This window comes from Vibrio sp. 10N.247.310.24 (assembly GCF_041467175.1).
Taxonomy (GTDB): domain Bacteria; phylum Pseudomonadota; class Gammaproteobacteria; order Enterobacterales; family Vibrionaceae; genus Vibrio; species Vibrio tasmaniensis_A.
In genome coordinates, this window is sequence record NZ_JBFSUD010000097.1 from 1 (window position 1) to 14579 (window position 14579).

Here is a 14579-nt window from a genome sequence, read left to right on the forward strand (position 1 = left end):
GCTAAACCCTGAACGCTGGCCAGGTGATATCAGAAACTGTGAACCTGTTGGTGACATTCACCTAAATCCAGAAAGAGAAGCTGCTTAGTAAACAAGCGAATGATGACAACTACCTTGAAAAACGCCGCTACTGTATTTGCTGCCATTATTGCTTATCGAGCACTGAATGCGTGGAAAAGAGGTATTGTTCTACAAAAGAGTTTAGATAACTTGGATCGAGTTGTTGAAGCCACAATTTCAACGTCAAGGAGCTTTTCTCAGGCTCTGAACTATATAGGGCTTCTACAGTTAAGTATCGATGCTTACCGACAGGACTCAAAGGAAGTAAAAGAATTTGCTAAGTCTGGGGTAGTAAAGTACATCACACAAAATGGCAAAGATGATTCTGCTCCATTGAAAGATATGCTGACAAAAAATGAAACGCTGTTAAATAAACTTGAATTACAGCTCGTTCTTTTTCAACGGTTAGATGATAAGCAGCTGAAATCTATGGTTATTCCGTTCAGGAGTATGCAAGTTCTGCATAGGAAATTGGTAGCCTTTGCATCAATAATTGGTAGTACATCGTTATATTGGAGTAACCCTAAAGTTGAAGAAACAGTTCTAGCAACAGTTAACCAAAATATGGAAGAGCTCCACAATCTCCTTGAGCAATCAAGAGAAGAGTTATTAAAAGCTGTTGATAGTACGCATAAAACTTTGACTTCGTAACCTAATAAGAAATTTAAGAGTGATTCACAACGCTTGGCGCTCTCACTTCAAGTGAATTTAGTGTATATAGAGCAATGGTTTAAGTAAGGTGGTGGAGTTGTTCACACCTTAATTTGACGTTATGTTTCTAGGGATAATTATGAGTAACTTATATAGTATTTTTGAGTTCAAGTATCCGATTAGTGTAGATAAATCTGTTCTTGGAAATTCGTACCCGATCATGGTCAGTGGCATCAGTGGTGTCATCCATATTCCGTTCCTTCCTATTTGGACTGAACATGAACCAGATCCTTTATGGAAGCTACTAACCCCGCCAGAGGTCGCTAAGGGCTGGAAGCAAGGCTCTGAGCCGATATTTTGGGGGAAGCCCAATCAATATCCTAGTGGTCATTCTAGTTTGCACAGAGTGGTATTTCAGTTTGAAGTACACGATGCTGAAGTAAACGGTCAATTACTTTATGAATCATTTGTGTCATGGATAAACTTATTACTTGACTACTTAGAAGTGATGTCTAACCAAAATGTTCGTATTGAGCAGACGTTGAATTCTTATGGTGATAATTTTCACCTTTTTCATTGGGATGAAAATGGGAAAAATCAGGGTATTACTGAAAATAAAGTAATTACTGTCTGTCTGGATAACTGGCAGAAAAATATTAAACATGAACAGTTCCTTGAAGCTTGCACTTTGGCATCATCTGGAGCTCCGTTAAATTTGACTTATAAACTTTACCTAGAGGCTAATCGCGCATTTTTGCAGAAAGACTATCGGAAAACTGTAATAGAGTGCGGTGCATCTATTGAAAACGCACTAACTGAATTGATCTCATTAGAACTCTCTAATTGTGGTTTATCAGATGAAGAGATTGGCGCACGCCTGAGTAATAGAAGCAATAGAACTCTAGGTGGGCGCTTTAATTTAGCTGATTCTCAGTTGCACTTAGACTTAATGCAACAAAATTATAGTTACCGAGATTTACTCGTCAATCCAAGGAATGACGCTGTGCATAAGGCTGAATTCATTCCTCAACAAATAGCTCGTGAAGCAATTGATTACACCAGTAAACTACTAAATGTGGTAGCTCCTGAGCTAAAAGAAACATAACAAGCATTTAAGGTTTCAAGATACTTTTTCTAATCTTGTATAAACGATTTAGGGCTATAGGTCTAAATCGTTTTTGTCCAAAAGTTCGCGTGCCTACCTATAACCTGCATAATCAATACTGAACGCTAAGCCACCTTAAAGAATGATCATCCCATCTCGATAAGTCAGTGCTGGCGAAACGTCTTGCCCAAGTAATACAGGGCCATCAAGGTCGACTATTTTAGATTGAACTGCAATAGGCAGCGCTGCCCGCATCGCCAATGAGGTGCCTAGCATACAACCCGACATCAGAGTAAATCCTAGCCTTTGAGCTTCCTCAGCAAGTACCAAGGCTTCGGTCAAACCGCCCGTTTTATCGAGTTTGATGTTGACCATTTCATACTTACCCAACAGCGATGAGAGCTGTGAAGTGGTATGACAGCTTTCATCCGCACACAGTGGGATCGGGTGATTGATGTGTGCCAGTGACGCATCATGTTGTTGCGGCAAAGGTTGCTCGATCATCGCGACATCAAACTCAGTAAGTTGATTGAACAACTCTTCGAGATTCAACCCTGTCCACGCTTCATTAGCATCCAGTACAACCAGAACATCGGGTGCCGCTTCTCGCACTGCACGAACACGCTCTACTACCTGCTCGCCATCAAGCTTCACTTTTAGAAGTTTCGCACCATTCGCCACATAATCTCGAGCTTGGGTAGCCATCGCTTCTGGTGTGCCAATGGAGACTGTCATTGCAGTAACAATTTGAGCAGGTAACTCAAACAAGCTATTTGGAAACACCTGTTCTTTCTGCTTAGCTTCGAAATCCCAAAGCGCACAATCGACCGCATTACGCGCAGCTCCTCCAGTCAATGAAGACTGAAGATGATCTCGTAATTCTTCAGGATCGGTCATACCACGCTCAAAGGCCATTTCAAGAGAGCTAGCAGCTTGTTGAATTTGCGCCAACACAGACTCGGATGACTCACCATAACGCGGGTAAGGTGTGCACTCGCCTTGCGCTTGTTTGCCATCATGTTCAATATAAACACGAACAACGTGACACTCAGTTCGGCTGCCACGAGAGATGCGAAAAGGTGTTTGCATCGCGATAGTAATGGGTTCTGCTGTAATCTTCATAATTTCACTCGATTGATGTTCGCTTTAACAAATGGAAACGTAGAAATGATGAAATCGTTAAAGTGAATGTCGCAAATGATCAGTAATATTTTGTACACCAAAACGAACCGGGTCCGTCACGGGCACTTGATAGAGTGTGGTCCATTCTTGGCACAATGTCTCAGCGTCTTCAGTGCTAATCGCCGATGTGTTTAAACAGATACCGACCAGTTTCACGTCTGGATTCGTCAATCGCGCGGCTTGCAAGTTAGCTTCGATCGTCTGTTCAATCGTTGGTAATTGCGCATGAGGAAGGTTACGAATATGTGGTCGCCCTACTTCGTGACATAGCACCAAAGCATCAGCTTGTGCGCCATGCAATAACCCTAAACTCACGCCTGCAAAAGATGGATTGAACAACGAACCTTGGCCTTCAATGATGTCCCAATCGTGGTCAGTAAAATCGGGGCTAATCGCTTCAACCGCACCGGAAATGAAATCCGCGACCACAGCATCAATCGAAATCCCGCTACCTTCAATCAAGATACCCGTCTGCCCTGTCGCTTTAAACTGAGCTGACGTTCCCGCTTGTTTAAGCGATTTTTCAATCGCCAACGCCGAGAACATTTTTCCTACTGAGCAATCGGTTCCGACCGTAAGCAGGCGCTTACCTTGACGAGGCTTACCGTTACCAACCTTTAGATCACCATCAAAGTGTCGTACATCATGAAGCTTAGTCAATCCGTGTTGCTGCATGTCAGCAAGCGGTGAAAATTCACTCAGTCGTTGGTGCATGCCAGATGCAATCTCAAATCCCATTTCTGCAGCTTCCATTATGGTTGGCTGCCAAGAGTCAGGAATAACACCACCAGGGTTTGCTGTGCCAATCACTAGCGTTTTCGCGCCCTGTGCTTGCGCCTCTTGCAAGGTCATGTCCGTTAAGCCAAGAGAAACCGTATCGCCTGTTAAGCGCAGTTGGCCTAGGCAGATTTCTGGTCGCCATTGGTGAATACCACGGGCTGTTTTTGCGGCAAGTGGGTCGGTAACATCCCCAAGAAAAAGAAGGTAAGGTTGAGCGATAGACATGAGTATTCCTAATTAATAAATCCTTGTATGGGTTTACTTTAATTAAGAACTTAGAAACTGCCGAATACCAATTTATGGCGAGCCTATAACCTTAAGTTATAGGCTGAGTATGGCTCTTCAATGAAGCGATAAATTGCTTAACGGAAATCGACTGAGGGGTGTGCTCTGCGCAAAGCATCGAGACCGAAAATTGGATGTCTGGTTGAAGTGGTAACACACAGACCGCATCGTCATTTTGATACTGCTCTGCAGTCCACGGATCCACAATCGCCCCCCCCGCTTGGTGCTTCACCAGTTCCGCCGCCGCGCTATATCCACGCACAGATATCGGATGGTGATAATGCTCATCTCGCGCAATAAGGCTTTGATGTAACAGTAGGCCTAATGGATCGCGGCTATCAAGCCCGATGATTGGCAAGGGATAATTGATCAGATCATCAAGGGTTAATTCCGTCGGTAACTGTTCAACTGTGTGGGAAGGAACCAGAACCTTGAGGGATTCAGTTAAGAGTGTTTCACTTAATATGGCAGGCGGTGTTTCGTCCCCAAACGCGATAGCAATATCAAGCTCATGCTTTAACAGCCCAGCACACAGTTCATCACGGTTTGCAGTCAGCAACTCAAAAGAGAGCTCTTGTTTACTGGAATATTGTTCACGAGACATTTGGGCTATTACCGGAGTCAGCAATTTGGTCGCCAGTATCGGTGGTGCACCAATACGTAAATGCTGATGTCCTTGCTTCACTTTGTTGGTCAGAGATCGAAATTGACCCAGCTGTTGATAGACTTTTTCCGCTTCTGGTAGCAAGGTTCTCGCTTCGACCGTTGGCACCAACCGACCTTTCACTCGCTCAAACAATCCAAAACCAAGTTGTTGCTCTGTGTGTGCCAGAATACGAGTCACATTAGGTTGTGACACATGCAGATTACGTGCGGCTCCAGATACGGTTCCGGTTTGCATGATAGCGTAAAAGACTTCCAACTGTCTTAAGTTCACATTGATGTCCTTATGGTTCGCGAAACAAATCTAGGGGTTGGCTTTTCTTGTATTAGCTAAGCTGTTTATCGGTCTAGCTGTTTAATTAGCTGTCTGTCTATTTATCTACTTGGCTATTTGGCTATTTGCGTGAGTTTATTTTAGTAACTCAGCTATCGTAGGTTGAAGAACCTCAGCCCAAGCTTGGTAAGCCTTCGCATTCAAATGCAAGTCATCACATGAGTATTCATTCGATAAAAGCTTGTTAGGTGACAATACAGAATTCACATCTAAGAACGCAATGCCTTGCTGAGAACAGTACTCGCTTATTTTGCTATTAAGCAGCTCCACCGATGGGTTCAAACCTTGCAGTTTAGAGCCAACATAAAGCGTTGATTGCACCAATATACGAATATCGTTTTCTTGCCACACTTCAAGCATATCAATGTAGTTCTGGTAGATATGTTCGACATCATAACCCTGAGCCAAATCGTTTATCCCAGCCATAAAGCACACCAGCTTTGGCTTCACATTCAACGTGGTATCAATACGGCGCAACATGCCAGTTGTGGTGTCACCCGCCAAGCCACGATTGACCATTGAGACATCGCGGAAAATATCCGCCCAAGGTGCCCATTCGGTGATCGAATCACCAAACATCACTAGGTCTGCATTCGGGGAAAAATGGCGGTGATTGTCCGATGTCATGATGTAACGACTCATACTGTGGCCTCGTTGCTGAATCTCAGACTGAACAGCAACCGCTTTGAGAATATCACTGTCCGGTGTAGTGCTATCAAATTGAGCCAGCAACCCTTCGATGTGAGGCTTAAAAGGGCTAAGACGAGTGCTCAGTTGGTGGTGTTCTTTAAGGGAAGATAACCTCTCTAGTAATGCATACAGAGAGCGGTTTTGACCAACTTCTTGGAATAACTGATAGAGATCGAGGACAGGGTGTTGCTGCAGCGCGGCAAGTAATTGCTTGTCTTCCATGGTGTTATCTAACCCTTCAATTATCTAATGATGAACCCAAGATAATATCCGATTGCTTACGGGATAGATAACATTAGAAACAGAGAATGACTTAATCTCTACAAGGCTGGTTACATACCGCATAAAAATATCTTCCTGTACAAATCTCGTTCCGACTCAAAAATCAGCACTTCATCATAATATGTATAAGAAATTAGCCACATATTGTGACCTCAGTCTCTCAGCCTACCGTCTACTCCTATTGCCACTATTTAACGGAGGATTTATAGAATATCAGGATGGTGAATAATAGGTTAAATCATAATAATAAGGACCTTTACGTGAAACTTTCTCTATCCAATACCGCGTTGGCCGTTACCGCCATCCTACTTGCAGGTTGCCAATCTGCACCTGAATCAGTTCAAGAACCAACAGCATACCAATGCCAAACGAATACGAATGCCGACGTGAATGACTTGAGGATCTATCAAGTAATGGTCGAAAGCTTTGTCAGTAGTGATGACTCAATTGGTCATGGGACAGGCTACGGAACCAGTCACCATAACGGAGACATCCAAGGTATTATCGACTCACTTGATTACATTGAATCTCTTGGCATGAACGGCATTTGGCTAACCCCAATCTTTAATTCAGAGCCTATCGAAAACCAAGACCATTGGGCCGATAGACTGGATGCAACCGGTTATTTTGCCACCGATTATTTCAATATCGATCCGAGATTCGGCACGATGGAAGAAGCTAAAACCTTAGTTGAAGAAGCGCATGCTCGAGGGCTTTATGTCTTCTTTGATGGCGTATTTGGCCACCACAAAAAAAACGTAGTGCCGTCACCAACAGATAAGCTGCCCCAAGGAGAGGATAATCCAGTCTCATACCCTGAGAGCCTAGCCTTCTATCAAGAAGTTGCCGAGTATTGGATCAAAGAGCTCAAAATTGATGGTTGGCGCTTAGATCAAGCTTATCAAGTGCCAAAAGAAGCTTGGAGTCAAATCAGAGAAACGGTAGACACCGCATCTTCTCAAGTCGAATACGTAAACAGCGAAGGTAAAACCGTGAACCCTCTGGGTTATATGGTCGCGGAAATTTGGGCAGGTGAGAACCGCATTATTGAAACAGGCTACGGTTCAAATGAAGCACCGGCCTTATGTTCTGCGTTTGATTTCCCTATGCGCTACCGCCTGACGGAGACCTTTGCTGTAAACGAAGCTGGCGTGGGGAACAAAGGTGGAGAGTGGCTTGCAGAAGGCATGTCTTTACATTCGTTATACCCAGACCACGCAAAGCCAAATTTAATGATCGGTAACCATGACCTTGTGCGCTTTGGTGACTTATTACAGCGCGGTGATATCGCTTCTCCACAAGACAAAGAGTATTGGCAGCGCTATAAAGCGGCATTTTCATTCCAAGCAGCTTATACCGGCCCAATTACGACCTACTATGGGGACGAGATTGGCGATCAGCTAGAAGGTTTTGCAGACAAAGTATGGGCTGATGACTGTGCTATTAATGGTCTATGTGATGATCACGTAGCCCGTACTAGCGGTAAAGTAGAAGGTGTCACAGCCCAACTCAATGCGCACGAAAAAGACTTAAAGCAATACGTGACAAACTTGATGAAACTGAGAGAAACGCACCCCGCTCTATCACAAGGTAAACGTACAAACCTGATGGCCAATGATGTCGCGTATGTCGATCACAAAGCCTATGAAGGCGATGCTGTTGTCTACGCAGTGAACGTTACCAACAAAGAACAAACCATAAAACTAACCAAAGAAAAAGTCGGCTCCATAGCTGATCTGACGGATATTGAATCCAAGCAATCGATCTCAGCTATTGATGGCCACTACTCTATCGTTCTAAGCCCATTTGAAGCTCGTTTCTTGTCGATAACACAGCCAAGTGAAAAAGGGCCAATTGCGGCGATACTAGCGACAGGAAATGAAGTTGGACAAGGCTTCATGGCTCAATGTGACAATCCAACAATAAAAGCTGAAGGCCCTATTTCGAGCCCGCTTTATGTGGTTGGCAATTTTGCTGATTCAGGTTGGAAACACGTGGGTCAACGAGAGTTTGAATATAAAGGTGACAACACTTACCAAGTCGTCACCACTGAAAAACCGGGCAGTTATCGCATGCAATATGCATCCAAGGCTTGGTCACCTCAGTTCACAGCGGATGGGCTTAACCTAAAGTTAGGACAGCTTTACTCGTTAATTAAAGGTGGTTACGGTCAAGATACCGCTATCACTATTCGTAATGCTGGGCAGTATGTATGGAGCTTACAATTCGATGATGCGGGGCAACCATTAAAAATTATGGCTTCCAAATGTGCTGAATAGCCAAACCTAAGATCCGAGATCAACCAAGTAAAAACCCCTTATTCCTACGAATAAGGGGTTTTCTTTAATCTGCATTGGATATTAAGAGACCAGACACGATTAGAACGATATCTACCCCTGCTTCACTTGCAGGTGATTACGGTTATCGCGGCTTTTCTTGATCAGCTCGTTGCTCTCGTCCATTTCATCTGACTTAGCAAGGCGATCATAAAGTAGCACATTCACTGTTGCTGCTAGATTCATGCAACCTACCGTTGGTACATAAACAACATGGTCAGCTCGGTCAGCGACATCTTGAGAAATAGAACCATCTTCAGGGCCAAAGATATAGATAGCGTTCTCTGGGTGTTTAAAACGTGGCAGTGGTGTCGCACCCTCAGCCAACTCCACACATACGATCTTAGTTTCTGAATTAAGGTTATCTAAAAACGACTCGACACCAGTAAGCGGGATAGTGCGCGTTGCACTCTTGGTATCGGTGTGAAATTTTGCAGCCTTGTCGTAGCGTTGCCCTGTGTATTTAACTTCGTCGACTTGGTAGCAACCCGCCGCACGCATAACCGCGCCAACGTTTGTCGGGCTCTTTGGGTTAGTTAAACCAATAGTCACATGGCTTTTGTTCATGAATCTTTCTCACTTAACGAATAGACATAGCAGGGTGCTACAAAGCGTCGCATTCTACCAAAGCAGCGCCAAATTCAAAAGCATCGAAACGAACGGCTCTTTTTACAGATAAGTACTTAGTTGCACCACCTATCACTTCAAAACCTAACCGCCATCATATTTATCAAACAAAAAGGTTTTAGGATAACAATTCAACAACAAGTCCGTTTACATTTCGAAACCACATTAATAATGTGTTGAAAATTGCCTGAGACAATCACATAGGAAGTGCTAATGACCCTCACCATCAAAAACCGCCTTTATATTCTCTCTTTTATCCCTTTGCTACTAATGGCAATTGGGATGATGAGCGTGACGTATATGAAGAGCACTGAGCTAACCGCACAACAAGTAGAATCGACGCGTAGCAATATGATGGCGATGAAAGAAAAGGAACTCAAAGCGTACCTGCAAATGGCTCAGTCTTCGATATCTCCTTTCTTAGAAAAAGGTGCCACGCTTGAAGAAGCATTACCCACATTAAAAACTCTAGAATATGGTGAATCTGGTTATATTTTTGGCTACAGCTCTAAGGGTGTAAGAATCGTCATCGGACAAGGTACCGATGGCATTGGTAAAAATTACTACGACCTTCAAGACAAACAAGGCAATTACCTAATCCAAGACCTGATTAAGAACTCAAAAATTGGGGAATTCACCACTTACTACTTTCCTAAGCCAGGTCAGTCCATTGCGTTACCAAAACTCAGCTACTCAATCTTTATTCCACAATGGGATTTAATGCTTGGAACTGGGTTTTATACTGACGATATTGACGCCGTGATCAGTGACATGAAAGAGAGCTCGAATGCTGCGCTACAAAGCTCACTAACTGCCATTGCAATTTTCTGTGGCTTGATTGCCTTAGTGGTAGCGGTTTTCGCTGTTGCAGTGAACCGTACAATCATGCAACCACTCGAGCAATTTGACCGTTCAATCAGTGCCTTTGCAAGTGGTGAGGCCGACCTAACGGCTCGAATGGAAACCTTCAAAGCGCCTGAGTTCGCCAAACTTAGTGAGAACTTTAATGCCTTTGTTGCCAGCCTACAGACCATCATTCGTAGCGTGAGCGATGTGGGTCAGCAAGTTGTATCAGAAACGAGCAGCATGTCTTCTCGCGCAGCTCAGGTCGACGAGATAGCGACAGGTCAACGTGAAGAGACAGAACAAGTAGCAACGGCGATGACCGAGATGACGACAACAGCGCAAGAGATCTCAAGCAACGCAAGCCAAGCGGCTGACTCAGCTAAACTTGCAGAGAACAATGCAAAAGAAGCTCAGCAAATTGTCAACGCTGCTGCTGGGTCCGTAGCAGACCTTGCAAGTGAAGTATCAGAAGCAAACACTGTGGTATCTCGCCTTGAAGGAGATGTACAGAACATTTCATCTTCACTGACTGTCATTCAAGACATCGCGGAACAGACCAACCTATTAGCACTAAATGCCGCGATTGAAGCCGCGCGAGCTGGTGATCAAGGCCGAGGTTTTGCGGTAGTTGCGGATGAAGTTCGTAAGCTTGCAAGCCGCACACAAGAGAGCACGGGCGACATTCACAAAATGATCCAACAGCTAAAATCCGCTTCAGATGCCGCGGTGAAAGCAATGGATTCCAGCCAAAGCAGAAGTGCTCAAACGGTAGAAGAAGCGAACGCAGCAGCTGCAGCACTTGCTAAAATTCAAGATTCGATTGATACCATCATGGACATGAACTCACTGATTGCAACGGCGACTGAACAGCAGAATATTGTTGGCCAAGAGATATCTCAACGCATTGTTGTGATTTCAGACCAAAGTTCTCAATCGGCATCGCTAGCAAACCAAAACCGTACAGGTAGCCAAAACTTAAACAGCCGAGCAAACGAGTTGTACCACTTGGTTGATCGCTTCACGGTTTAATGCTTAATGCTTAGTGCTTAGCAAGTAAAAGCTATAGAACATCAATAAAAATGGGCTTCAGAATCTTTGTTCTGAAGCCCATTTTCTTGTCCATAGTGTCTTGCCAGATAGAACTAGTCTAATTGCTCAGACAAGAAGTCGACTAACAAGCGAACCTTTGAAGACAAATTACGGTTCTGTGGGTAAAGCGCCCAAATCCCCTCTTTATCGTCTCGGTAATCAGATAACACCTCAACCAATTCGCCAGACTCAAGATCTTCACTCACGTAATATTCTGGTAGCTGCACTAAGCCAATACTCTGTTTCGCTGCGTCTTGTAAGGCTAAGCCACTGTTACATTTAATGCGTCCATTAACCCGAACTGAGCGAGGTCGCCCATTTTCTTTAAAACGCCAATGCTCAAAGCCGCCGACTAAACATTGATGATTGCTCAACTCAGAGAGCGTATGCGGTTCACCGTAACGTTCAATATATTCAGGACTGGCGCACACGTAGAGTTGACGTTGAGACAGCTTCTTTGCCACAAGGCTCGAATCTTCTAAGCGTCCAAGACGAATAGCGACATCGACACCCGAATCAATAAGGTCGAGCTTTTGATTGGTCAACATCAGCTCAAGTTCGACTTGTGGGTGGAGCTTTAAGAACTGATGAAGTATTAGGGCGAGTTGACGCTCACCATAAGTCACAGGTGCCGTTACTTTCAGCAAACCTTTCGGCGTGGATTGCATCTGCGTGACGGCTAACTCAGCAATTTCTAAACCTTCGACCAACAACTTACACTGCTGATAATAGAGTTGCCCAGCCTCTGTTAGAGAAACCTTACGAGTCGTTCGATTGAGTAGTTTTACTGCGAGGCGTTCCTCGAGATTTGCCACTCTACGACTGATTTGAGCCACTGACGTAGCGAGTTTCTGTGCGGCACCAGTAAAGCTTTCGCGCTCTGCCACTGCAACAAACTCACTTACCCCTTCCCAATTGGCCATGCCTCTACCCTATTTTGAACTATGGTTACCCATACAGTGTATTGAAGATATAGATCAGTGTCACCTAGCTTAATATACGCCGTGTACATACAAAGGCCTTCATTGCAGCTAATATCGCATTCCCCACAAGGCTCCAACCGACCTATTCAACAAAGTTCGAACCGACCTCGTATTACAAATACTGTTATCAAAAAAGAAAGCCCGCACTCATTGAGTACGGGCCTTATTATTGTCTATTACAGATGCGTGAGGGTTAAAACTAGAAACGATTAGCCACTCACTTTTGCCTGTTCAGTCTCAAAGATTACACTTCAAACTGAGAAACTAGGCTATCAAGTGCTTCACACTGTTCTGCTAGTGAGATGCATGCGTTCTCTGCATTGTTTGCCATCTCAACCATTTTCATGGTGCTTTCCGCGATACGTTGAACATTCTGGTTCACTTCTTCAGACACCTGAGACTGCTGAGAAGCCGCTGTTGCGATTTGCGTATTCATCTCATTCATCTTGCCGATTGAGTTACGAATCTCGCTCAATGATGAAGCTGCAGTGCCCGCTTGAACAATGGTTTTCTCGCCACTTGCCTTGCTTTCTGTCATCACGCCAACGGCATGTTTAGCGCCAACTTCTAAGCGTTCAATCATTGATTGGATTTCACCCGTACTGTCTTGAGTTTTGCTCGCAAGCGCACGGACCTCATCAGCAACTACCGCAAAACCACGACCTTGCTCACCAGCACGCGCTGCTTCAATCGCCGCATTCAATGCCAATAGATTGGTTTGCTCTGCAATGCCTTTGATCACGCCAAGAATAGAAGCAATGTTCTTCACATCAGTATCCAATTCCTGAACCACACCACCTGCATTCTCGATATCTTGCGCAAGGCGTTCAATTGAAGTTACGGTTAAGCCCAAAGTGCTGTCTGCTGATTCCACTTCATTGTTCGCAACGTTACTTGCGGTTGCCGCATCTAACGCGTTACCACTTACCGTTTCACTGGTCGCTTGCATTTCATGAACGGCAGCCGCGACTACTTCACTTTCTTTCTGTTGATTCGAAGAAAATTCAGCCACATTCTGCGTTATTGATTTGATGTTTTCCATCTCTGCACGTACGGCATTTGATGTCAGAATCACTTGTTCAACAGTGGTATGTATCTTACTAACAAACTTGTTAAACGCTGAACTTAAACGAGCAATCTCATCAGAACCTTCAACTTTCATTCGCTGAGCTAAGTTACCGTCACCCGATGCGATTTCATTCATCGCTTTCTCTACGCTCTGAATCGGCTGAACGATAAAACGGTTCGATAACCACATCGAAAACAAAGCCGCAAGTACCGCCACGGCCATACCTACTTCGATGATCAGCTTACTTTCTTCAATCGAGTCATTAGCTTGCTGGCGAAGCTCTTTTTGTTTTACTGCAATCAGCTCTCTAATATAGCCGAGTTGATCGTGAATGATCGAAAACTCAGCGTCTAATGCTGGCGAGTAATCTATGTTGTATTGAAGAGCATTGGCAGGATCTGCAAACATTGGTTCATGCAATGCTACCCACTTTTTCATCGCCTTTACCAGTTTCGCTAGCTCGTCTTGAGAAGATGAGTCTAAGACACCTGCGGTATATAGAGTTTGGACACTCTCAAAGCGTGGAACGGCTTTGTAAGCGTTGTCTTTGAATTCGAATTGTTGATATTCAATTGCCTTTTGATCTTTCGCAAGCAACAGGCCTTGGGCAGATGCAATGACTTGATAGATATCTCGGTACCCATCTTCTAGGTTGTCGAGAACCGGTTGAACCACATTATTGAGCTCATGGTTAATCGCTGCTTGCGCGTTAGATTTAATCACGTTAAGCACAGTAACAGTTGAGAAAACAATCACGATAACCATTAGAGGGACCGCAATTTTACTCTTAATAGAAAGGTTTTTGATATTCATAGAGGGTTTATAACCACACATTAAATAGGGACGCGCGCATAATATACAGTATCGATAAAAAAGCCAGCTATAGTTTTGTGAATCTCATCGCATATAAAACTAGACGATGAAAACGAGTGCTTCGTATTTAACCGGACGCCAACCCGAAAAAGTTAAAGTGGACAATATTGAATTTATTTACCTTAGACATGTTCTATTACTGGAGAAGTCATCGAAATAACACCATAATATAGGGCTCTAAAATAAGTAGGTAAGAACATGAAAATTTGTGGTGTTGAAATCAAAGGTAACGATGCAGTCATCTGTCTTCTATCTCTATCAGACGGTGTATTTAACATTCCTGATTGCCGAGTTTCTAAAGTTGCGATTAGTGACGCAAACGACACACAGAATATGAAAGATTTTCAATTTTCTTTTGCAAAGTTAATGGAAGATTACCAAGTAGAAAAAGTGGTAATTCGTCAACGCCAAACTAAAGGCAAATTTGCTGGCGGTGGCTTCGGCTTCAAACTAGAAGCGGCAATTCAGTTGATCGACGGCCTAGACGTAACCGTTGTATCTCCGAATGAAATCAAAGAAAGCCTTAAGCGCAACCCTCTTATGATGAAGTTCAAAGAAACAGGCCTTAAGCAGTACCAAGAAGCACCGTTTACCACGGCTTACGCTTGTTTAATGCAGCGCTAATCAATAGTCGCTAGCCAATATTGATACAGAAAGAGCCTGAATATTCAGTAATGCCGTTCACTTAAGAGTGAACGGCATTTTTGTTCTTAGCATACCGTTG

General features: G+C 44.0%; 12 protein-coding genes. 5 read left to right on the forward strand and 7 right to left on the reverse strand.

Annotated features, from left to right (window positions below; translation table 11 throughout):
- The first annotated feature begins 99 nt into the window (after positions 1-99).
- Together AB6E08_RS20410 and AB6E08_RS20415 are read left to right on the forward strand one after the other, a co-directional pair.
- A complete protein-coding gene (locus tag AB6E08_RS20410; RefSeq protein ID WP_372160224.1) occupies positions 100-711 on the forward strand; it encodes a hypothetical protein in 612 nt (203 codons plus the stop codon).
- A gap of 139 nt (positions 712-850) precedes the next feature.
- The gene (locus AB6E08_RS20415) at positions 851-1816 is read left to right on the forward strand and encodes a hypothetical protein (RefSeq protein WP_102257505.1); all 966 of its coding nucleotides are present in this window, start codon (positions 851-853) and stop codon (positions 1814-1816) included.
- Between the two features lie 135 nt (positions 1817-1951).
- On the opposite strand, the gene dgcA is transcribed toward AB6E08_RS20415, so the two are convergent.
- The 4 genes from dgcA to AB6E08_RS20435 all read right to left on the reverse strand — a co-directional run bounded on the left by dgcA (position 1952) and on the right by AB6E08_RS20435 (position 5972).
- Entirely contained in the window at positions 1952-2938 is a 987-nt protein-coding gene (dgcA, locus tag AB6E08_RS20420; protein WP_372067566.1) for an N-acetyl-D-Glu racemase DgcA, read from the reverse strand.
- A gap of 57 nt (positions 2939-2995) precedes the next feature.
- Positions 2996-4003 carry an N-acetyltransferase DgcN gene (gene dgcN / locus AB6E08_RS20425; protein WP_372067569.1) on the reverse strand — a complete coding sequence of 336 codons (1008 nt, stop codon included), beginning with the start codon at positions 4001-4003 and terminating at the stop codon, positions 2996-2998.
- A 91-nt stretch (positions 4004-4094) separates the two neighbouring features.
- Positions 4095-5000 (reverse strand): LysR family transcriptional regulator, encoded by a 906-nt coding sequence (locus AB6E08_RS20430; protein WP_102250176.1) that lies wholly within the window; start codon positions 4998-5000, stop codon positions 4095-4097.
- Positions 5001-5135: 135 nt separating this feature from the next.
- Complete coding sequence (locus AB6E08_RS20435; protein WP_372067573.1) at positions 5136-5972, reverse strand: SGNH/GDSL hydrolase family protein; 837 nt, start codon at positions 5970-5972, stop codon at positions 5136-5138.
- Positions 5973-6250: 278 nt separating this feature from the next.
- Between AB6E08_RS20435 and AB6E08_RS20440 the strand changes: the two genes are divergently transcribed.
- Positions 6251-8311 (forward strand): alpha-amylase family glycosyl hydrolase, encoded by a 2061-nt coding sequence (locus AB6E08_RS20440; protein ID WP_372067576.1) that lies wholly within the window; start codon positions 6251-6253, stop codon positions 8309-8311.
- 111 nt (positions 8312-8422) lie between these two features.
- Here the strand turns inward: AB6E08_RS20440 and AB6E08_RS20445 are convergent, their stop codons facing one another.
- Complete coding sequence (locus AB6E08_RS20445) at positions 8423-8935, reverse strand: RNA methyltransferase (RefSeq protein WP_009846247.1); 513 nt, start codon at positions 8933-8935, stop codon at positions 8423-8425.
- Between the two features lie 273 nt (positions 8936-9208).
- Between AB6E08_RS20445 and AB6E08_RS20450 the strand changes: the two genes are divergently transcribed.
- A complete protein-coding gene (locus AB6E08_RS20450) occupies positions 9209-10870 on the forward strand; it encodes a methyl-accepting chemotaxis protein (protein WP_017097657.1) in 1662 nt (553 codons plus the stop codon).
- Between the two features lie 113 nt (positions 10871-10983).
- Here AB6E08_RS20450 and AB6E08_RS20455 read toward each other — a convergent pair whose 3' ends face one another.
- Positions 10984-11853: a LysR family transcriptional regulator gene (locus AB6E08_RS20455; protein WP_372067580.1), complete on the reverse strand. Its 870-nt coding sequence runs from the start codon at positions 11851-11853 to the stop codon at positions 10984-10986.
- Between the two features lie 304 nt (positions 11854-12157).
- Positions 12158-13795, reverse strand: coding sequence for a methyl-accepting chemotaxis protein (locus AB6E08_RS20460; protein WP_372067582.1), 1638 nt, complete (start codon positions 13793-13795; stop codon positions 12158-12160).
- Positions 13796-14053: 258 nt separating this feature from the next.
- Here AB6E08_RS20460 and AB6E08_RS20465 point away from each other — a divergent pair, with 258 nt between their 5' ends.
- Entirely contained in the window at positions 14054-14479 is a 426-nt protein-coding gene (locus AB6E08_RS20465) for a DUF3010 family protein (RefSeq protein ID WP_009846243.1), read from the forward strand.
- Positions 14480-14579: the final 100 nt, after the last annotated feature.